Origin of the sequence: Sphaerisporangium rufum (assembly GCF_016863395.1) — a bacterium.
Lineage (GTDB): Bacteria > Actinomycetota > Actinomycetes > Streptosporangiales > Streptosporangiaceae > Sphaerisporangium > Sphaerisporangium rufum.
In genome coordinates, this window is the sequence record NZ_BOOU01000049.1 from 38986 (window position 1) to 58826 (window position 19841).

The window sequence follows — 19841 nt, forward strand, 5'->3', positions numbered from 1 at the left end:
TGGCTCACCGCTCGGTACCGGGAAGCGCGGCGGCGGCCGGCTCTTGTGATCGGACGTCCCTCCGGCGGATGGCCAGGCGCATCACGGTCACCGTGTAGGCGGCGAGGACGGCGAGCCCGGCCCACCAGGGGAGCGGGAAGTACCCGGCCGACGGGGCGTAGTGCGCCGTCACCTGCGGGTACTCCACCGCCGTCTGCTGGACGGCGAAACCCGCGGCCGGGGTGAGCCGCAGCAGCCACCGGGCGACGGCGTCGGGCAGCAGCGGGAGCACCGAGCCCGCGTAGGGAACCGCGATCAACGCCATCCCGGCCAGGACGGCGGCCCATCCGCGGCGTAGCCGGCCGCCGAGCCCGTAGGCGAAAACCGCGCACAGGCCGAGCGCCGCCGGCACCCCGATCACCAGCCGCGCCCCGGCGGATACCGGCAACGGCGCCACCGGGATGCCGTTCCCCTTCAGGATCGCCGTGCCCACCGCGAGGGCGGTGCCGGCCGCGACCAGGCCGGCACCGAACGCGGCCGCCCCGACGACGGCCGCGCCGGCCGCGGTCACCCGGGGGGCCGTCCGAGCGCCGTGCCGGGCCGCGACGACGATCAGGATGACCAGCGCGATCACCAGGCCGGACAGGAGCCGGCCGGCACCGGGGGCGGATCCCTCCGGCGGTCCGATGTCGCCGGTCCCGCTGATCGTGATGACGCCGTCCCGTGTCACGGCTCCGGACGGGTGGTGGGACTTCTCCCAGTCGGTGTGGTTCATCTCGCCGACCGGGTCGCCGCGCCACCCGCCCGGGGCGCCGCCGGTGACCGCGACGTTGTCGAAAACCCCGGTCGCCTGGGTGAACCGGACCTGCTCGACGGCCCCGCCGAGGCCGGTCCCGACCAGCGTCAGGTCGCCGGGGGAGGCGGCGAACAGTCCCACCTGCACGGTGTCCGACAGCCCGGCGAGCCGCGCCGTTCCCACCGTGCGCCATCGCCTGCCGTCGGTGGACTCCAGGCCGGTGATCGTGTCACCCGAGCGGGTCAGGCGCAGCCAGCGCGGCGACGGCGCCGAGACACCGCCCGCGCCGCCGGCCACATCGTGGTGGTAGTCGTACTGGAAGCGCACGCCGTGGTGGCCGGTCATCATGAGCGCCGCGTACCGTGATCCCTGGCGCACGCCGTCCTTGACGAGGATCCCGGTCTTCGCCCACGGCACCAGGCCGGGCACGATCCGGTCGTGGTCCGGCGGAGGGTAGGTGATCGTCCCGGTCATCGACGTGAGCCGGACCGTGATGCCGCCGTCGCGGCCGAGGCCGCGATGCAGGAACCAGAACTGGTCGCTGACCAGGGATCCGTCCTCGGCGGTGGGCGGCGCCGGGCAGCGGCCGGGGCAGGACGACCGGTTGCCCATGGCGTAGAGCACGGCGAGGGCGATCACGCTGAGCGTGGCGGCGGCCAGGGCGGCGAGCCGGGCGGGCCGGCGGAAGGCCCGCCACTCGCGCCGCAGGAGTTCGGTGGTCGACATGCCGCCGGTTCTACCGATCCGCCGGTCACCGGGCCGGAAGCGGTGCTGTAACGCCGCTGTTAGGTCGCCCCCGGCATGCTGGAGCCCATGCTGGGACTGATGATCAAGGCGCACCACGGGACGGCGCAGGCACGGTTTACCGCCCTGTACGCCGCGGTGTTCCTCCTGTCGGGAACCGGACTGCTCGGCCTGACCATCCTGCTGTCCGGCGGGAGCATGACCAGCGTGGCCCCCGCCGGCCGGCCACCCGGCGCCCAGAGCGAACTCGCCGCCGCGCAGCAGCACATCCAGGTACTGCAGGACCAGCTGGCCGGGGTGCACGAGCAGCAGTCCCGCCGGTTGCTCGCCGGTTCCCTGGTCGCGCTGACCGTGATGGCGGTGGTGTCGGTGGCGCTCGGCCGGGTGCTCGCCCGGCGGGTCCTGCGGCCGCTGCGGCTCATCACCGGCGCCACCCGGCGCATCTCCGCCGACAGCCTGGACCGGCGGCTGGCCGTCACCGGGCCGGCCGACGAGGTGAAGGAACTGGCCGACACCATCGACGGGCTGCTCGAACGGCTGGAGGCGTCCTTCACCGCGCAGCGCCGCTTCGTCGCCAACGCCTCCCACGAGCTGCGCACCCCGCTGGCCACGATGCGGGCGTCGCTGGACGTCGCGGTCGCCAAGCGCGATCCGGCCCCGTCCACGGTGGCGCTGGCCGGCCGGTTGCGCGCCCAGCTGGACCGGGTGGACCATCTGCTGGACGGCTTCCTGGTGCTGGCCCGCGCGCAACACGGCCCGCCGGCGGGGGTCGCCCCGGTCGACCTCGCCGTCCTCGCCGGCGCCGCGTTGCGGGAGAGGACGGCCGAGGTGGCGGCGAAGCGGCTCGCCGTGGCGGTGGACCTGCCGTCGGAGATGACGACCTGGGGCAGCCCGGCGCTGCTGGCGCGGCTGGTGGACAACGTCGTGGACAACGCGGTGGCGCACAACGAGGAGGGCGGCTGGATCCGGATCGCGGGGCTGGCGGACGGCCGGCGGACGGTGTTCACCGTCGAGACCGGCGGCCGGGTGTTCGACCAACGCGAGGTCGACCGGCTGGCACAGCCCTTCGAGCGGCTCGGCGCGGAGCGGACCGGGTCCTCCGGGCTGGGCCTGTCCATCGTCGCGGCGGTCGCCGCCGCGCACGGCGGGCGGCTGGAGCTGGCCGCCCGCCCCGAGGGCGGCCTGCGCGTGTCGATCTCGCTGCCGCCGGGGAGGGCGGCGGCATGAGAATCCTCGTCGTCGAGGACGACCACGCCCTGGCCGAGGTCGTCGCGGAAGGGCTGGGCGACCACGGGATGGCCGTCGACGTCGCCTATGACGGGCCGGCCGCCGCCGCCAAACTCGGCCTCGCCCCCTACGACGTGGTGGTCCTGGACCGGGACCTGCCCGGCCTGCCGGGCGACGTGCTCTGCCAGATGATCACCGAGTGGACGGACCGGCCGATGGTGCTGATGCTGACCGCGGCGGGCGCCCCTGGCGACCGGGTCAGCGGGCTGACCCTGGGCGCGGACGACTACCTCGCCAAGCCCTTCCACTTCCCCGAGCTGATCCTGCGCGTCCAGGCGCTCGCCCGCCGCCGGCCGGACGCACGGCCACGGACGCTGCGGGCGGCCGGAATCGAGCTGGACCCGGTCCGCCGCACCGCCGTCCGGGACGGCCGGCATCTCGGCCTGTCGGTGAAGGAGTTCGCGGTGCTGGAGGCGCTGCTGCGGGCGAGCCCTGGTTTCCTGAGCACCGGGACGCTGCTGGAACAGGTCTGGGACGAGCACGCCGACCCGTTCACCAACACCGTCACCGTCACGGTCGCCCGGCTGCGCCGCAAGCTCGGCGACCCGCCGGTCATCGTCACCACCCCGGGGGTCGGCTACCGGATCGGCTGACAAGCGCCGTCAGCCGTGCCCGGCGTGCCGCCCGTGGTCGCTCACCTGGGCGTCGAACCAGTCGTGCAGCGCGCCGACCAGCGTCTCGTCGTCCGTGCTGTAGGTGATCCGGCCGCCGGCCGGCATGTCCTGGTAGGTCATCCGGATCCGGGTGTGGCCGGCGCCGAGCCGGTCCAGGCCCGGCATGCGGTCGCCGTGGATGGTGGCCGGGTCGCCGAAGTCGCCGGTACGGAACCGGCGGATCTCCTTGTCCAGGTGTCCGCGGATCAGGTCGATCTGTGACCGGTCGCCCGGATCGTCGGCGAGCACCGTCTGGACGCCGCCGCGCGCGTTCTTGTCGAAGTGATGGGTGGTGCGGTCCAGGTCGAAGGGCATGACCTCGCGGCCCTTGGCGGCGACCTCTTCCTGGCGCGCCGCGGTGCTCGGGCGCGTCCCGGGGTCGCGGCCCGCCAGGGTGACCGCGGTGGCGGTGCCCGCGGCGAGCACGGCGGTCACGGCGAGCATGGCCGCCCTGATCGCCGGGCGCCGGGCGTTCTCACGTGCCATCGAGGGCTCCGATCAGCAGGGACAGGGCGTGCAGGACGCCGTCCCGTTCGGCTTCGGGGATGCGGTCGATCACCGTCTGGAACAGTGCCCGGCGGGCCAGGGCGAGGCGGCCGGCCGCCTGCTCGCCGGCCGGAGTCAGCCGTACCAGGACGCCGCGGCCGTCCTCGGGGGCCGAGCGGCGTTCCACCCAGCCCCGGCCGCCGAGCTGGCCGACCAGCCGGCTCGTGGTGCTCTTCTCCAGGTGGAGCCGCCGGGCGAGCTCAACCTGGCGGAGCTCGCCCTCGCGGGCGAGCTCCGCCAGGGCGTGCGACTCCGAGGCCGGGATCGGCTGCCCGCAGGGGGTCTGATCCGGCTGGAGCAGCCCGAAGACCCGGACGAACCGGCCGACGGCCTCCTGAAGATCTCCCGCATCCGACGACATGGTTCGACGATACAACCAGATGGTTCGGCGACACAACCAATAGCGGCTCAGTGACGCTGCGGCCTGTCCGGTCTCGCGCCCGCTCTGCGACGGAACGAGCTACCGGCTGCGCGGGGCTCCGTACGGGTCAGGTGCTCGCGACCTGGAGGAACCGGCGTAGCGCGTCCTCGTCGCCGCTCAGCGCGGCCTTGCCGCCCGCCACCGCGGCGGCCGGCGAGGTGGAGCCGTCGAGCAGGGCGTTCAGCGTCGCGGGGTCGGTGCGCAGGCCGGCGTCCGCCCGGGGCGGCGCGCCCGGGGTGATGTGGATCCGGCCGTTCTCGATGCCGACGGTCCATACCCGGTCGTCGAGTTCGAACCGGTAGGTGGTCGGCGGCGCCTGCGGGTCGGGGTGCCGGGAACCGCGCAGGAACAGCAGCACCGAGGTCGCGCTGAGGTGGGCCTTGGTCGCGGGCGGCGGGAAGCGCAGGCCCCAGCCGCCGAGAGCCAGCACGACCGGCTCCAGCTCGCGCCCGGAATCGGTGAGCTCGTACACCACCGAGGCCGCGGGGGGCGGCAGCCGGCGCCGGCGCACCACCTGGTGGCCCGCCAGCTCGCGCAGCCGGTCGGCGAGCATGTTGGAACTGGCCCCCGGCAACGCCCGGCGCAGGTCGGAGAAGCGCTGCGGGCCCAGAAGCAGCTCGCGGACGACGAGCAGCGCCCACCGTTCCCCGACCACGTCGAGAGCCCGCGCGATGCCGCACGCATCGCCATAGCTACGAGTCGTCGGCATAGCGCTCCTCCTGATCAATGAACTTGATTGCAAATTACTACTAGCCGATTGTTTTTAACAACCAAGCTCGCTAGCGTGTCGAGGCGGGCAATGGCATACCGGCACCTGGGAGAGGACACGAGCATGGGACGGCCAGTGGTGCACTTCGAGATCATCGGGACCGATCCGCGGCGGCTGCGCGGCTACTACGGCGAGCTGTTCGGCTGGGAGTTCGACCTCGGCGGGCCGGTCGCGGCGTCGGTCTCCGGGCAGGGTGCATACGGCTTCACCGAACCCGCCGCGGGCACCGATGCCCCCGGCATCCCCGGTGGCATCGGTGGCGGTACCGGATACGGCCCGCACGTCGTCTTCTACGTCGGCGTCCCCGATGTGGAGGCCGCGCTCCGGGAGGCGGAACGGCTGGGCGGCAGACGCGCCATGGGCCCCGAACGCGCGCCGGGACGAGATCTCGTCGTCGCGCACTTCACCGACCCCGAAGGCAACCTGGTCGGGCTCGCCGGGCCGGCCTGATGACAGGCCCGGCACGAGTGGGGGCCGCACGCGCATCGGCGGCCCCCGCCTCCGATCCGTCAGATTGGACGTCGCTCCTCATCCTTGGTGATACTCGACCGGCTTGATCATGACATGTCCACGCCGGCCGGGATGCCTCCGCCGGTAGAGGGAAGGCATCCGATCAGGTAGGTCGGACCATGGCGTCGGACGGCTTGCGGGGGAACCGGGTCCGGTCGACGCAGGGACGCACGCGACGACATTCGTTCAATACCAGCAGGGCCGGCGCGGGCGATGCTGCCCGGTATGAGTGAGTACGACACCGGCCCGCACGGGATGCACGTGGTTCGGGACGGATCGCCGCCGGCGCCGCCGCTGCTGCTCGTGCACGGGTCGGGTACCTCGGGCGCGTCCTGGGCCCCGGTGGTCCCGGCGCTCGCCCGCCATCATCACGTCATCCGGATCGACCTGCCCGGGTGCGGCCGGTCGCGGCCCGCGCGTTCCTATGAAGTGCCCGAGCAGGCGGTGCAGGTGGCGGCGCTGCTCGATGGCCTCGGCCTGCGCGGCGTCGCCGTGGCCGGGCACTCCAGCGGCGGATACGTCGCCGCCGCGCTCGCCGAACGGCGTCCCGACCTGGTGCGGTCGCTCGCCCTCATCAGCACCGGGCCGGGCATGGACGCGCTGCTGCCGCAGCCGCTCATCCTCCGCGTCCTGCTGGGGCCGCCGTTCGGCCCGCTGCTGTGGCCGAGGCGGTCGGACGCGATGATCCGCCGGGGCATCGTCGCGACGGCCGCCCGCCCGGTGGACATCCCGGCCGAGGTGGTGAGCGACCTGCGGGCCATCACCTACCGCACGTTCCGCGCGGTACTGCGGGCGAACGCCGCGTACATCACCGAGCGCGGCGTCCCCGAGCGGCTCGCCGCCCTCGGGTTCCCGGTGCTGGTGATCTTCGGTGCCGCCGACCCGCGCTGGGACCCGGAATCGGCGCACCGGTACCAGGCGGTGCCGGGCGCCCGGGTCGAGATGGTGCCCGGCGTCGGGCACCTGCCCATGCTGGAGGCACCCGAGAGGATCGGTGAGCTGCTGCTCGGCTTCACCACCGCGGCCGCGGGCACCTCGCCGATGATCCCGGAAGCCTAGAGTGGTCCCATGGCACCGGCCGGTACCCCGCTCGATTGGACGGGGGTGGACGTCGCGGTTCCGCGCCGCCCGGCGGGGTTGCCCGGGGTCGACATGGCCGGCTTCCGGCAACGCGTTCCCGCCCGGGTGGACATCGCCATGGTCGCGCACCCGTCGGTCACGCTGATCATCGATCTGAGCGACGGGGCGGGCCTGGTCCACGACGCCGCCGGCCGGTGCGAGCGCGGGAGCGTCGTCATCGGGCTGATGCCCGGCGATCTACGGCTGACCGGCCGGGGCGGCGGTGACTGCCTGCAGATCCGGCTGGAGCCGGGGGTGGCGGCCGCGGTGTTCGGCGCGCCGGCCGAGCTCGCCGGGACGGTGGTGGCCCTCGCGGACCTCTGGGGCCGCGACGCCGGGCGGGCCGAGGCGAGACTGCGGGCCGCCGGCTCGTGGGACGAACGGTTCGCGATCGCGGCGGAACTGCTCGGCCGGCGACCGGCCGCCCGCCGGCCGGTCGACCCGGAGGTGGCGCACACCTGGCGGCGGACGCTGGCCGGGCGGGGCCGAGTCCGGGTCGACGGCCTGGCCGCGGAGGTCGGCTGGAGCCGCCGGCGGCTGTGGTCCCGCTTCCGGGCACAACTCGGCATCAGCCCCAAGCGCGCCGCCGGGCTGGTGCGCTTCGACCGTGCGGCCCGCCTGCTCGCGGCCGGTCATCCGCCCGCCGGGGTCGCCGCCGAGTGCGGTTACGCCGACCAGTCCCACCTGCACCGCGAGGTCCGGGCGTTCGCCGGTCTCACCCCCGCGGCCCTGGCCGTCGCGCCGTGGCTCGCCATCGACGACATCGCCTGGCCCGCCTGGTCCCCACGCCGGCCCGCCAGGGCCGACCAGGGCGACCGGTCCCCGCACGCCGGGGTGCGGATGTCGTCCGGCTGCTCCACCCGGCTGTGATCCGCCGGTCGACCTTCCGCGGGATTCACCTCCACCGATTAACGCAGGGTAATAAAGTCGTCACGGACCGACATCGGGTGATGCGCTTGTCGGGCGACCAGACGATGACGCGCGTCACTGCGAGGCGCACCGCGGAGCAACGGGTCGATCGGCGATGATGATAACGAGCGCGAAGACGGAAGGAGGTGCGCGACGTGGACGATGTGAGGACTCGAACGGGCCTGTTGAATCAGCGAGACGCCGCCCGCTTCCTGGAGATCTCCCATCAGACCTTCAATCGGTGGGCAAGGGGTTACGAACAGGGGCGACCTCTGCTCCACGTTCTCCCGGCTCATGGGCGTCGCCAGGCGACGGTGCCCTTCGTCGCCATGGCCGAGGCGTACGTCCTGGATGCGCTCAAACGGGCCGGTGTCAAACCTCACAAGATCCGACCCGCCCTGCAACGGTTGCGGCAGGAGTTCGGTCACGAGTACGTGCTGCTCGCTCCAGAGCTCGCGACCGACGGTATCGACGTGCTCTGGGACTTCTCCCGGACGCGTGCCGGTGCAGGGCTCATCGAGGCCAGGACGGGGCAACACGTCATTCGGGAGATCGTCACGGACTACCTCGACTACGTGGTCCGCGCCGAGGACGGCTTTCCGGCGCTGCTGCGGCTGCGAAGTTGCCTGCCCTCACGGGTGGTCATCGACCCGCACAGAGCGTTCGGCCAGCCGATCTTCGAGGGGGGCCGTACCCGGGTGGCGGAAGTGGCGGCCATGATGAAGGCCGGCGAGGCGCCCGAGGCGATCGCCGATGAGCTCGGCGTCACGCTCGACGACGTCAGGACGGCCACGCGCATCCTCTTGGGCCACGCCGCCTGAGTTCTACCTTGACGAGAACAGCGTCAGCCGTAGCGTGCGAAGGCTGCTCTCCGGCCTGGGGTACACGGTGCACACTCCCGCTGAGCTTTTCGGTTCCAGGGAAGTGGCGCTGGGAGCCGCTGACGATCGCTGGTTCCCCTCGTCGGCCGGCGGGGATGGGCGGTGATCGCCTGCGACATCCGGATCTTCGAGCGTCCGAACGAGTATCAGGCCTACCTGAGAGCGAATGTCGCCGTCTTCCTGTTGCCGGGCGAGTCGAAGATCGCCGAGCGATTGGAGTTGATCCAGATCAATCTCGCCGCGATGTGCGGCGAGGCCGGTCAGCTCAGGGCCGGAGTATGGCAGCTGACCGCAAGAGCGCTGATCCCGTACCGGGCTCCGGCGGCCGGCCGGAAACGCGGCGACCGGTCACGTACCTGATCGGCGTCAGCCGGTGGTGGATCATGAAATGTGCTGGCCTGGGGTGTGCGGCTCAGCGGGTCTGGGCGGCGAGGCGGAGGCCGAGGGCGATGAGGACGGTGCCGCTCACCGCGTCCAGCCGGCGGCGGATCGCCGGGCGGCGGAACCACGCCCTGGCCCGGCCGACCACCGCCGCCAGCGTCAGGTACAGGACGATCTCGATGGCCACCTGGAGCAGGGCCAGCAGCGCGGTGGTGGCGAACAGCGGCCGGTCGGCCGGCACGAACTGCGGATAGAAAGCGATCATGAACGCGGCCGCCTTCGGGTTGGCCAGCATCACCACCGAGCCCTCACCGAACGCCCGCCACCAGGACGGCGCCGGGCCGGCCGGCACCGCTTCCGCCGCCTCGGCGGCCGTGCGGCTACGCCAGGCCGAGCGCCAGGCTTGGATCCCCAGGTACAGCAGGAAGCCGGCGCCCGCCACCCGCAGTACCAGGAAGGCGATCTCCGAGGCGGCGACCAGGGCGGCGACGCCGGCGGCGGCGAGGAGCGCCCACAGGTACAGGCCCGCCTCCAGGCCGAGCACCGTCGGCACCGCGCCGGAGAAGCCGCGCAGCGCCGCCCGGCGCATGATCAGCGCCATCGCCGGGCCGGGGGAGGCCGAGATAAGGACGACGGCGAGGGCGAAGGCGGGTAACGCGGAGACGAGGTCCATGGGGGCCATGATGATCGCACCGGTGCCGCCGGTTCAACGCGTTTCCCCGCCAGGCGGCCGGCAGGAGGGCTTCAGCTGGTCGCCGGGGGTGCGACGCGGGTGAGCAGGAGGGCGACGTCGTCGTAGCGGACCGGCAGGGCGGCGATCACCGCGTCGCAGGCGGCCTCCAGGGTGTCGCGCGGGGTGGCCAGCACGGCCCGGAGCGCGGCGATGCCGAGGTCGATGTCCTCCTCGCGGCTCTCCACCAGCCCGTCGGTGTAGAAGGCGAGGATGCCGCCGGGCGGCAGCGTCACCTCGGTGGTGGTGAAGCCGCGCGCGAAGCCCGGGTCACCGACGCCCAGCGCCAGGCCGGCCGGCGGCTCCAGCAGCGTCGCCGGCCCGCCGGGACGCACCAGGATGGGCGGCGGGTGCCCGGCCCGGGATAGCGCGCAGCGGCGGGTGTCCAGGTCGACCGTGGCGTACAGGCAGGTGGCGCACTGGATGGCGTCCATGTCCTCGGCCAGCCGGTCCAGCCGGCGCAGGACCTCGTCGGGCGGCAGGTCGAACCCGGCGAGCGCGCGCACCGCGGCGCGGAGCTGGCCCATCGCGCCGGCGGCGGCCGGGCCGTGGCCCATGGCGTCGCCGATCACCAGCGCGACTCGGGTCGCCGACAGCGGGATCACGTCGTACCAGTCGCCGCCGACGGGCTGGGCGCTGACCGGCAGGTAGCGGTGGGCGACCTCCAGGCCGGGAGGCACCGAAGGGGAGAACGGCGCGAGGTTGCGCTGAAAGGCGCGGGCGGTGCGCTGCTCGCGCGAGAACAGCCGGGCGTTGTCGACGCACACCGCGACCCGGCCGGCCAGGTCCGCCGCCAGCGCGCGGTCGCGGCCGCCGAAGCGGGTCCGGTCCGGGTCGCGGCCGAAGGAGATGAAACCGAGGACGGTGCCGCGCGCGACCAGCGGGGCGGCGAGGAACGACGAGCGCTCGATCAGCGCCTGTGCGACCGGGTCCAGGACGGCGGCGACGCGCTCCCGCTGGTCGCGTCCTAGCTCGGCCGCGGTGTAGGTCACCGGGGCGCGGCTCGACATGCACCGGCCGGCGGGGTGGCCCGGGTGGTAGACGACGATCTCGCCGGCCGGGAAGGCGGCGGCCCACTCGGGCCGGTCGGCCCGCCCCTTGCCCAGGCGCAGGGCCAGCCGCCGCGCGGCGACGGATCCGTCGCGGGCGCCGGGGTAGGCCTCGTCGCGCAGCAGGCCCTCCAGGACGTAGAGGGCGGCGGAGTCGGCGAACCGCGGGACCGCGACGTCCATGAAGTGCTCGGCGGCCTGCCGGGGGTCGAGGACGGCGCCGATGCGGGTGCTGATCTCGTCCAGCAGCATGCCCCGGCCGGGCGCCCTTCCCGCCGCACGCGTCACCGGACCTCCCCGAAGAGATCAGAAAGAACGGACGTCCGACCCGGCCGTGCCGGGCTTGGCGCCACCGTTCCACAATCCGTCACGACTACGTTAAGTAAAGTAGCACCTACTCTGCGCGCGCTTTCGCGAAACCTCCTCAGGCGGCCGTACCCGGCCCGCCGGCCGGTGGAGTGGCCGGTATCACAGCGGCGCGGGGGAATCGGGGGTGGACGTGCGGGGTTTGCTCCTGTCGTGCGCCCACGGGGCCGGTTCCGGCCGGCCCTCGGGTGTCGACATCGCGGCCCGGCGTCCGGCACGTCGGGACCGGGCCGCGGGACCCGTCCGTCTGCTATTTCGGATATAACCTACCTGTGATACAGCTTTCCTCGGTCCGCAAGGTCTACGGCAACGGCGTCGTCGCGCTCGACGGTGTCGATCTCGACGTGCGCGCGGGGGAGATCCACGGCGTGCTCGGCCGCAGCGGTGCCGGCAAGAGCACCCTGCTGCGCTGCGTCAACCTGCTGGAGCGCCCGACCGGCGGCACCGTCACCGTGGACGGCCGCGAGCTGACCGCGCTCGGCCAGGCCGAGCTGCGGCGCGCCCGGCGCGGGATCGGCATGATCCACCAGCACTTCGCGCTGCTGTCGTCCCGCACGGTCGCCGGCAACGTCGCCTTCCCGCTGGAGGTGGCCGGGGTGCCGCGCCGCGAGCGTGCCCGCCGGGTCGGCGAGCTGCTGGAGCTGGTCGATCTCACCGGCAAGGCGTCGGCCTACCCGGCCCAGCTGTCCGGCGGCCAGAAGCAGCGCGTCGGCATCGCCCGCGCGCTGGCCGCCCGGCCCAAGGTGCTGCTCTCCGACGAGGCGACCAGCGCCCTCGACCCCGCCACCACGCAGTCGATCCTCGCCCTGCTCGGCCGGCTCAACGCCGAGCTCGGCCTGACGATCCTGCTCATCACGCACGAGATGCACGTCATCAAGGCGGCCTGCGACTCGGTGTCGATCATGACGGACGGCCGGATCGCCGAGACCGGCCCGGTGGCCGGCCTGGTGGCCCGGCCGGGCTCGCTGCTGACCCGCGAGATCTTCCCGCTGCCCGAGCCGGCCCCGCCGGGCAGCGTCACGGTGACCTTCGCCGGCCGGGCGGACGAGCCGATCATGTCCACCCTGGTCCGCGCGTTCGACGTGGACGTCAACATCCTCGGCGGATCGCTGGAGGAACTGGCCGGGGTGCCGATGGGACGGCTGCGGGTGCGCATCGGGGGCGAGCGGTCGGCCGAGGCGCTGGCCTACCTGCGCAAGCGCGGCCTGCTGCTGGACGAGGCCGCCCCGGCCGGCGCCGCGCTGCTCGGGGAGGGACGCCCATGAACGACGACGAACTCCTGCGGGCGCTGGCGCAGGCCACCGCCGAGACCGGCCAGATGGTGGTCTGGTCGGCGCTGCTCACCCTGCTGCTCGGGCTCCCGCTCGGCGTGCTGCTCGTCGCCACCGACCGGGGCGGCCTGGTGCCGGCCCCCGCGGCGCGGGCCGTGCTCGGCGGCGTGGTCAACGTGGGGCGCTCGCTGCCGTTCATCGTGCTGATGGTGGCGATCCTGCCGTTCACCCGGCTGGTCACCGGCACCACGATCGGCACCGTCGCCGCGATCGTGCCGCTCACGCTCGGCGCCGTACCGTTCTACGCGCGGCTGGTGGAGACGGCGCTGCGCGAGGTGGACCGCGCGGTCGTGGAGGCCGCCCAGGCGATGGGCGCGGGCCGCACCCGGATCGTCGCCCGCGTGCTGCTGCCCGAGGCGCTGCCCGGCCTGGTCGCCGGGCTGACCGTGACCGTGGTGGCGCTGATCGGCTACTCGGCGATGGCCGGCGCCATCGGCGGCGGCGGGCTCGGCGACCTGGCGATCCGCTACGGCTACCAGCGCTTCGACACCACCGTGATGGTCATCACCGTCGTGCTGCTCGTCGCGGTCGTCCAGATCGTGCAGAGCCTGGGTGATCTCGTCGCCCGCCGGCTCTCCCATCGATAGATCACATTGAACACCTGAGGGGATATGACAGTGCGCAAGCTGATCGGGGCCCTGGCCGCCGTGCTGACCCTGGCGCTCGCCGGGTGCGGCGCGTCCGGCGGGACGGGGACGCAACAGGCCGCGGCCAAGGACGACGTGCTGAAGGTGGGCGTCAGCCCGGTGCCGCACGGGGAGATCCTCAAGTACGTGAAGGACAAGCTGGCACCGGCCGCCGGGCTGAAGCTGGAGATCGTCGAGTTCACCGACTACGTGCAGCCGAACGTGCAGCTCCAGGAGGGCCGGCTGGACGCCAACTACTTCCAGCACCGGCCCTACCTGAAGGACTTCCAGTCGAGCAAGGGCGGCGAGGAGCTGGCCTACCTCCAGGACGTGCACGTCGAGCCGCTCGGCCTGTACTCCAGGAAGGTCACCGACGTCGCCGCGCTCGCCTCCGGCGCCACCGTGGCGGTGCCCAACGACGCCACCAACCTCGGCCGGGCACTGAAGCTGCTGGAGGACAACGGCGTGCTCAAACTCAAGCCGGGCGTGGGCACCGCGGCCACCGAGCGAGACGTGGCGGAGAACCCGAAGAAGCTGACATTCCGGCCGCTGGAGGCCGCGCAGCTGCCGCGCTCGCTGGAGGACGTGGACGCCGCGGTCATCAACGGCAACTACGCGCTGGAGGCCAAGCTCAAGCCGGCGAGCGACGCGCTGGTGCTGGAGAAGGCCGAGGGCAACCCCTACGCCAACGGGCTGGTCGTGCTGAAGGGCCAGGAGGGCGACCCGAAGACCAAGAAGTTGGCGGAGCTGCTGGCCGGCCCCGAGGTGAAGAAGTTCATCCAGGACACCTACCAGGGTTCGGTCATCCCGGCCGCCTGATCCCGTCCGCTGCCGGACCGCCCCCCGCCGACCCCCGGCGGCGGGCGCGGTCGGTGGATCGCCGATGCGGTGTCCGCGATCGGGCCGGGTGCCGCGCGGCCGGGCGCCGGGGATCGGCCGGGTCAGGGCGGCGGCGCCGCGGCCCGGCCGCGCAGCCCGTCGAAGGCGACCGCGCACACCGCGTCGGCCACCGCCGCCGCGTCCAGGCCGCCGCGCGGCCGGTACCACTCGGTGAGCGAGTTGACCATGCCGAACACCAGCCGGCCGGCGGCGGCCGGGTCGACGTCGGGGCGCACGTCGCCGTCCGCCGCGGCCTGGCGGACCAGGTCGCCGACCAGGTGGTCGAACTCGCGCCGGCGGTCCAGCGCCCGGCGCTCGGCCGCGGTGTTGCCCCGCACCCGCAGCAGCAGGGTGACGAACGGCAGCCGCTCGACCAGCACGTGCACACTGCGCCGCACCAGGTGCTCCAGCCGGTCGATCGCCCGGCCGTCCAGCGCGGCGGCCTCCTCGGCCGCCTCGGCCAGCCCGGACAGGGCCCGGTCCAGGGCCAGCCGGAGCAGCTCGTCCTTGCTGGCGACGTGATGGTAGATGGCCGACTTGGTGATGCCGAGCCGCCGGGACAGGTCCTCCATGCTGGTGGCCTCGTACCCGCGCTCGTTGAACACGGCGACCGCGACGGCGAGCAGCGACGGCAGGTCGTAGCCGGGCCGGCCCCGGCGGGTGGCGCGGTCGGTGTTCATGACAGGTCGGTGCTCATGACAGGTCGGTGCCCCGCCCTTCGGTCTCGTGGCGGCCCGGCGCCCGGCCGCCGGCCCGCGCCGCTCACCGGCGGCCCGGCCGGGCGTTCCACCGTGCACGCGCCACCGCCCGGATGCCAGGGCGGGCCGGAGCCGCGCATCCGTGATCCTACCTTTCCGCCCGCCGGCCCACCCGGCGCCACCGGTCCGGGAGCCGCCGCCCCGGGGACGGCGGCGCCACGCGATCCCCGGCCGCACCGGGACGGGAGACCGCCGAGGGTTTACCATCCGAATGGCCGGTAGGTAATTCCTGGGAGGTCGGCGATGGCGCCGCTACGCAGCTATGTCGGTGGTTCCTGGCACGTGCCGGGGGACGAGGGCGTCCCGGTGCACGACGCGGTCACCGGGGAGGAGGTGGCCCGGGTCTCCTCGGCGGGCGTCGACTTCGGCGCCGCGCTGGAGCACGGCCGGCGGACCGGCGGCCCGGCGCTGCGCGAGATGACCTTCCACCAGCGGGCCGCCCTGCTGAAGTCGCTCGCCTCCCACCTGCGCGAGCACCGGGAGGAGCTGTACGCGCTGTCGCTGCGCACCGGGGCGACCCGCGGCGACGCGAAGTTCGACGTGGACGGCGGCATCGGCGCGCTGTTCTCCTACTCCAGCCGGGGCCGCCGCGAGCTGCCCAACGCCCGCGTGCTGCCCGACGGCGCGGTCGAGCCGCTGGGCAGGGGCGGCACTTTCGTGGCCCAGCACGTCCACACCCCGCTGCGTGGGGTGGCGGTGCAGATCAACGCGTTCAACTTCCCGGTCTGGGGGCCGCTGGAGAAGCTCGCCCCGGCCTTCGTCGCCGGCGTGCCGTCGCTGGTCAAGCCGGCCGGGCAGACCGCCTACGTCACCGCGCGGCTGGTCGAGCTGATCGTCGAGTCCGGCATCCTGCCGGAGGGCTCGCTGCAGCTGGTGTGCGGCGGGGCGGGCGACCTGTTCGAGCACCTCACCGAGCAGGACCTGGTGGCGTTCACCGGGTCGGCGGCCACCGCGCAGAAGCTGCGCACCCACCCGGTGGTGGCGGCGCGCTCGGTGCGCTTCAACGCCGAGGCCGACTCGCTGAACTGCTCGATCCTCGGCCCGGACGCCACGCCGGACACCGCCGAATTCGGGCTGTTCGTCCGCCAGCTGGTCACCGAGATGACCGTCAAGGCCGGGCAGAAGTGCACGGCGATCCGCCGCGCGTTCGTCCCGGCCGAGCTGCTGGACGCGGTCGCCGAGGCCGCCGCCGCAGAGCTGGCCGCCGTCACGGTGGGCCATCCGGCCGACCCGGCGGTGCGGATGGGCCCGCTGGCGAGCCTCGGGCAGCGCGAGGAGGTCCGCCGCGCGCTCAAGGCGCTGGTCCAGGCCGGTTCGGTGGTGTTCGGCGACCCCGACCGGGTGGCGGTCACCGGCGCCGACGTCGAGCGCGGCGCGTTCGTCTCGCCGGTGCTGCTCCGGGTGGACGACCCCGCCCGCCCCGAGCCGCACGAGGTGGAGGCGTTCGGCCCGGTCAGTACGCTGATGCCCTACACCTCGGCCGCCGAGGTCACCGAGCTGGCCGCCCGGGGCCAGGGCAGCCTGGTCGGCTCGGTGGTCACCGCCGACCATGACTTCGCCCGCGAGGTGGTGCTCGGGGCCGCCCCCTGGCACGGCCGGCTGCTGGTGCTGGACGCCGAGTCGGCCGCCGAGTCCACCGGGCACGGCTCGCCGCTGCCGGTGCTGGTGCACGGCGGCCCGGGCCGGGCCGGCGGCGGCGAGGAGATGGGCGGGATCCGCGGGGTGCTGCGCCACATGGCGCGCACGGCGGTGCAGGGCTCGCCGGCGACGCTGGCCGCGGTGACCGGCCGCTGGGTGCCCGGGGCGGCGCGGCACACTGGCGGCGGCCACCCGTTCCGCAAGCACCTGGAGGACCTGCGGCCGGGGGACACGGTGGTCGCCGGGCCGCGCCGGGTGGAACTGGCGGACATCGAGCACTTCGCCGAGTTCACCGGGGACACCTTCTACGCGCACACCGACGAGGAGGCGGCGCGGGCCAACCCGTTCTTCGCCGGGCGGGTGGCGCACGGCTACCTGATCGTCTCGCTGGCGGCCGGCCTGTTCGTGCACCCCGACCCCGGGCCGGTGCTGGCGAACTACGGCCTGGAGGACCTGCGGTTCCTCACCCCGGTGTACCCGGGGGACGAGCTGACCGTCACGCTCACCGCCAAGCGGATCGACCCGCGCGAGGGCGCGGAGTACGGCGAGGTGCGCTGGGACGCCGACGTCACCAAGCAGGACGGCTCCTCGGTGGCCAGGTACGACGTGCTCACCCTGGTCGCCAAGCGCGAACCCTGACCCGGGCCCGCCGCGCCCGCCCGCCGGACCGGCCCGTCCCGTGCCCGGCGGGCCTCGTATGTTGCGGGTGGGTATCGGGCGAGATCAGGCCGGACACGCCGTTGACATGCCCACATCCGCCGGGCTACTTTTTCATTCCGACCGGTTGGAACTTATTGATACAGGAGTGCCGACGGTTACCTCCGCGGCTCGCGACACACGCACTCCTCCTCCTCAGCGAGTCGTAATCCAGGAGCGCCATGCGATCTCTCCGGCGTCGTACCCGGCAGGCCCGCCTGCCGGCCGTCCTGCTCTCGATCTCCGTCGTCGCCATGTCCGCCTGCTCGAACTCCACCGCCACTCCGGACGCCGCCCAGACGACCGGTTCGAACGCCGGTGGGAATGTACTGCGGGTCGTGGTGCCGGCCGAGCCGGCCACCTTCAATCCCGTTCTCACCCTTTACAGCACACTACGTATCGTTGGGCCGGTTTTCGACCCGCTGGTGGGTTTCGATAAGGAGTCTCTCGAACCGAACGACTCGGGGCTGCTCACCTCCTGGGAACGGGTGTCGCCGACCGAGTGGCGGTTCAAGGTTCGCCAGGGCGTCAAGTTCCACAACGGGGAGGCGTGGGACGCCAACGCCGCGGCCTTCACCATCGAGAAGTACCGTGACGAGCCGAAGAGCGGCTTCGCCCCCTACTACAAGCGGGTCGAGGAAGTGAAGGCGGAGTCGGCGGACTCGCTGCTGATCACCACCAAGGTGCCCTACATCGCGATGCCGAAGGTGCTCACCACGGCCATGGGCGTGCCACCGAAGTACTATGCCGAGGTGACCGGGGACCGGTTCGGCTCGGCGCCGGTCGGCACCGGACCGTTCCAGTTCGACTCCCTCGCCTCCGGCCAGAGCTTCTCGGTGAAGGCCTACCCCGGCTACTGGCGCGGCGCCCCCAAGCTGGGCGGGATCAGGTACTCGTGGGCGGCGGACGCCTCCACCCGGGCCGCGCTGCTGCAGAGCGGCGGGGCCGACCTGGTGGCGGACCTGCCGAACGAGACGATCCCGCAGATAGAGAACGGTGCCGGCACCTCGGTGCTGTCCGCGCCCTCGCTGTACAAGATGGCCCTCAGCATGAACGCCAACGCCGGCACGCTGAAAGATCATGACCTGCGCAAGGCCGTGCAGGCGGCGATCGACTACGACTCGATCGTCAAGACCCTGTTCGGCGGCGTCGGCGCCCGCAAGTCGCCGTACTTCATCGGGGACCTGTTGCCGCAGCAGCCGGCCGTGACCTACCAGAAGTTCGATCCGGCCCGGGCCAAGGAACTGGTCCGGGCGGCCGGTGGCACACCCAAGATCCGTTTCCTGTACACCACGGGCTTCTACCCCAAGGACAAGCAGGTCGGCGAGGCGGTCTCGGCGATGCTGCAGGACGCGGGCTTCCAGGTGGAGCAGGTGCCGCTGGAGAACGCCGCGCTGCGCACCGAGCGCAATACCGGCAACTACTCGATGTACATGGTGCAGAACTTCCCGGTCTTCGCGCACCCCGATTCGTTCATCGCCTTCTTCACCGGCAACAACGCGGCCGTCAAGTACTGCAACGACCCCGACGGCTACGACGCGCTCACGGAGAAGGCCCTGTCGGCCACCGACCAGGGGGCGAGCGATGAGGTCTACGACCAGGTGGAGAAGAAGATCCTGGACGAGGATGCCTGTAACGCGATCCTCTACGACCAGGTGGTCTCCTACGGGATGACCGACAAGGTCAAGGGGCTCAAGCCGGCCCTGGACGCGGTCCCGTCGATGTACGAGGTGACGCTGGGCTGATCCGGTGCGCGGGGGCGCCCGCCGGCGCCCCCGCGACACCACGCTCGCGGTGGAACCCGAGGACTGTGCCGGAGGTATGTCTTGACCGTCATCTTTTGTCGGATTAGCTTTTCCGTACCGACCGGTCGTTATTTTCTTGTGGTCGGCAGCTCCGTCCAGCAGGGGAGGTCTGGATGACGCGGGAGCGCCGCATCCTGGACGTCGACGACCTGACCGTCGTGCACCAGGCCGGCGGCCGGTGGGGGAACCGGCGAGGGGACACGGTGGCGGCCGTCGACGGCGTCTCGCTCACCGTGGACGCCGGTGAGATCATCGGCGTGGTCGGCGAATCCGGCTCCGGCAAGACGTCGCTGGCCATGGCGGTCGCCGGTCTCGGCCGAATCTCCGGTGGCACGGTTACCGTCTCCGGCGTCCAGGTCAGCGGGCGGCTCAGCCGCGCCGAGCGGACCCGTGTCCAGGTGATCCTGCAGGACCCGCACGGATCTCTCGACCCGCGGCAGACCGTCCGCCGAGGACTGCGCGAGTTGCGCCGCATCCACCCCGAACGCACCGGGTGGACGACCGACGAGGAACTGCTGGCGAAGGTCGGGCTCAACGCCGACCTGCTCGACCGGCTGCCCCACCAGGTCAGCGGCGGCCAGGCACAGCGTGTCGCGATCGCGCGCGCCCTGCTGCTGCGCCCCGCCCTGCTGCTCGCCGACGAGCCCACCTCCGCGCTGGACGTCTCGGTGCAGGCGCAGATCCTGCGGCTGCTGCTCGGCCTGCGCCGCAGCGAGGACCTGGCCATTCTGTTCATCAGTCACGACCTCGCCGTGGTCCGCGCCGTGTGCGACCGGGTGCACGTCATGCTGCGCGGGCGGGTCGTCGAGCACGGGCCCACGGCCGAGGTCTTCGAGCGCCCCGCGCACGAGTACACCCGCCGGTTGCTCGCCGCCATCCCTGGCCGGCGCCCGCTCGACCCGGCCGACCCGGCCGGACGGCCGGTGCAGGTGACCACCGCCTCGGTGCCCGGCGGTGAGCCGTGACCG

20 protein-coding genes are annotated in these 19841 nt (G+C 73.2%); 13 read left to right on the forward strand and 7 right to left on the reverse strand.

From position 1 onward, the window contains the following. Positions 1–4: 4 nt before the first annotated feature. The gene (locus tag Sru01_RS17465) at positions 5–1501 is read right to left on the reverse strand and encodes a DUF1349 domain-containing protein (protein ID WP_203986460.1); all 1497 of its coding nucleotides are present in this window, start codon (positions 1499–1501) and stop codon (positions 5–7) included. A gap of 87 nt (positions 1502–1588) precedes the next feature. Between Sru01_RS17465 and Sru01_RS17470 the strand changes: the two genes are divergently transcribed. Both Sru01_RS17470 and Sru01_RS17475 read left to right on the forward strand, forming a co-directional pair. Beyond that, positions 1589–2746, forward strand: a complete 1158-nt coding sequence (locus Sru01_RS17470) for a sensor histidine kinase (RefSeq protein WP_239137506.1) — start codon at positions 1589–1591, stop codon at positions 2744–2746. After that, a complete protein-coding gene (locus Sru01_RS17475; RefSeq protein ID WP_203986464.1) occupies positions 2743–3399 on the forward strand; it encodes a response regulator transcription factor in 657 nt (218 codons plus the stop codon). Before Sru01_RS17470 ends, Sru01_RS17475 begins: the two co-directional genes overlap by 4 nt. Before the next feature lie 9 nt (positions 3400–3408). Here the strand turns inward: Sru01_RS17475 and Sru01_RS17480 are convergent, their stop codons facing one another. From Sru01_RS17480 to Sru01_RS17490, 3 genes are all read right to left on the reverse strand, one after another. Beyond that, on the reverse strand, positions 3409–3945 hold the full coding sequence (locus Sru01_RS17480) for a hypothetical protein (RefSeq protein WP_203986467.1): 537 nt from the start codon (positions 3943–3945) through the stop codon (positions 3409–3411). Then, the gene (locus tag Sru01_RS17485; protein WP_203986485.1) at positions 3935–4366 is read right to left on the reverse strand and encodes a MarR family winged helix-turn-helix transcriptional regulator; all 432 of its coding nucleotides are present in this window, start codon (positions 4364–4366) and stop codon (positions 3935–3937) included. The genes Sru01_RS17480 and Sru01_RS17485 overlap by 11 nt, the downstream gene beginning before the upstream one ends. Positions 4367–4493: 127 nt before the next feature. Further along, on the reverse strand, positions 4494–5135 hold the full coding sequence (locus tag Sru01_RS17490) for a winged helix-turn-helix transcriptional regulator (RefSeq protein ID WP_203986488.1): 642 nt from the start codon (positions 5133–5135) through the stop codon (positions 4494–4496). 123 nt (positions 5136–5258) lie between these two features. Here Sru01_RS17490 and Sru01_RS17495 point away from each other — a divergent pair, with 123 nt between their 5' ends. From Sru01_RS17495 to Sru01_RS17515, 5 genes are all read left to right on the forward strand, one after another. After that, positions 5259–5645, forward strand: a complete 387-nt coding sequence (locus Sru01_RS17495; RefSeq protein ID WP_203986506.1) for a VOC family protein — start codon at positions 5259–5261, stop codon at positions 5643–5645. A 285-nt stretch (positions 5646–5930) separates the two neighbouring features. Then, the gene (locus Sru01_RS17500; protein WP_239137507.1) at positions 5931–6764 is read left to right on the forward strand and encodes an alpha/beta fold hydrolase; all 834 of its coding nucleotides are present in this window, start codon (positions 5931–5933) and stop codon (positions 6762–6764) included. A 9-nt stretch (positions 6765–6773) separates the two neighbouring features. Beyond that, positions 6774–7694 carry a helix-turn-helix domain-containing protein gene (locus tag Sru01_RS17505; RefSeq protein WP_239137508.1) on the forward strand — a complete coding sequence of 307 codons (921 nt, stop codon included), beginning with the start codon at positions 6774–6776 and terminating at the stop codon, positions 7692–7694. A 185-nt stretch (positions 7695–7879) separates the two neighbouring features. Continuing rightward, positions 7880–8554 (forward strand): DUF433 domain-containing protein, encoded by a 675-nt coding sequence (locus tag Sru01_RS17510; RefSeq protein WP_239137509.1) that lies wholly within the window; start codon positions 7880–7882, stop codon positions 8552–8554. Positions 8555–8683: 129 nt separating this feature from the next. Then, positions 8684–8974: a PIN-like domain-containing protein gene (locus tag Sru01_RS17515; protein WP_275412182.1), complete on the forward strand. Its 291-nt coding sequence runs from the start codon at positions 8684–8686 to the stop codon at positions 8972–8974. 52 nt (positions 8975–9026) lie between these two features. On the opposite strand, the gene Sru01_RS17520 is transcribed toward Sru01_RS17515, so the two are convergent. Both Sru01_RS17520 and Sru01_RS17525 read right to left on the reverse strand, forming a co-directional pair. Continuing rightward, a complete protein-coding gene (locus Sru01_RS17520; protein WP_203986512.1) occupies positions 9027–9668 on the reverse strand; it encodes a LysE family translocator in 642 nt (213 codons plus the stop codon). A gap of 71 nt (positions 9669–9739) precedes the next feature. After that, entirely contained in the window at positions 9740–11062 is a 1323-nt protein-coding gene (locus Sru01_RS17525) for a PP2C family protein-serine/threonine phosphatase (protein ID WP_203986515.1), read from the reverse strand. 350 nt (positions 11063–11412) lie between these two features. Between Sru01_RS17525 and Sru01_RS17530 the strand changes: the two genes are divergently transcribed. Genes Sru01_RS17530 through Sru01_RS17540 form a run of 3 tightly spaced genes read left to right on the forward strand, consistent with a single transcriptional unit; the run spans position 11413 to position 13916 of the window. Continuing rightward, a complete protein-coding gene (locus tag Sru01_RS17530; RefSeq protein ID WP_203986532.1) occupies positions 11413–12405 on the forward strand; it encodes a methionine ABC transporter ATP-binding protein in 993 nt (330 codons plus the stop codon). After that, the gene (locus tag Sru01_RS17535; protein WP_203986535.1) at positions 12402–13058 is read left to right on the forward strand and encodes a methionine ABC transporter permease; all 657 of its coding nucleotides are present in this window, start codon (positions 12402–12404) and stop codon (positions 13056–13058) included. The genes Sru01_RS17530 and Sru01_RS17535 overlap by 4 nt, the downstream gene beginning before the upstream one ends. 30 nt (positions 13059–13088) lie before the next feature. Continuing rightward, entirely contained in the window at positions 13089–13916 is an 828-nt protein-coding gene (locus Sru01_RS17540) for a MetQ/NlpA family ABC transporter substrate-binding protein (protein WP_239137510.1), read from the forward strand. A 122-nt stretch (positions 13917–14038) separates the two neighbouring features. Here Sru01_RS17540 and Sru01_RS17545 read toward each other — a convergent pair whose 3' ends face one another. After that, positions 14039–14656, reverse strand: a complete 618-nt coding sequence (locus tag Sru01_RS17545) for a TetR/AcrR family transcriptional regulator (protein WP_203986542.1) — start codon at positions 14654–14656, stop codon at positions 14039–14041. 321 nt (positions 14657–14977) lie between these two features. Between Sru01_RS17545 and paaZ the strand changes: the two genes are divergently transcribed. The 3 genes from paaZ (at position 14978) to Sru01_RS17560 (ending at position 19838) form a co-directional block, all read left to right on the forward strand. Continuing rightward, complete coding sequence (paaZ, locus tag Sru01_RS17550; RefSeq protein WP_203986545.1) at positions 14978–17011, forward strand: phenylacetic acid degradation bifunctional protein PaaZ; 2034 nt, start codon at positions 14978–14980, stop codon at positions 17009–17011. 239 nt (positions 17012–17250) lie between these two features. Continuing rightward, complete coding sequence (locus Sru01_RS17555) at positions 17251–18813, forward strand: ABC transporter substrate-binding protein (protein WP_203986548.1); 1563 nt, start codon at positions 17251–17253, stop codon at positions 18811–18813. A gap of 173 nt (positions 18814–18986) precedes the next feature. Then, positions 18987–19838: an ABC transporter ATP-binding protein gene (locus Sru01_RS17560; RefSeq protein WP_203986565.1), complete on the forward strand. Its 852-nt coding sequence runs from the start codon at positions 18987–18989 to the stop codon at positions 19836–19838. Positions 19839–19841: the final 3 nt, after the last annotated feature.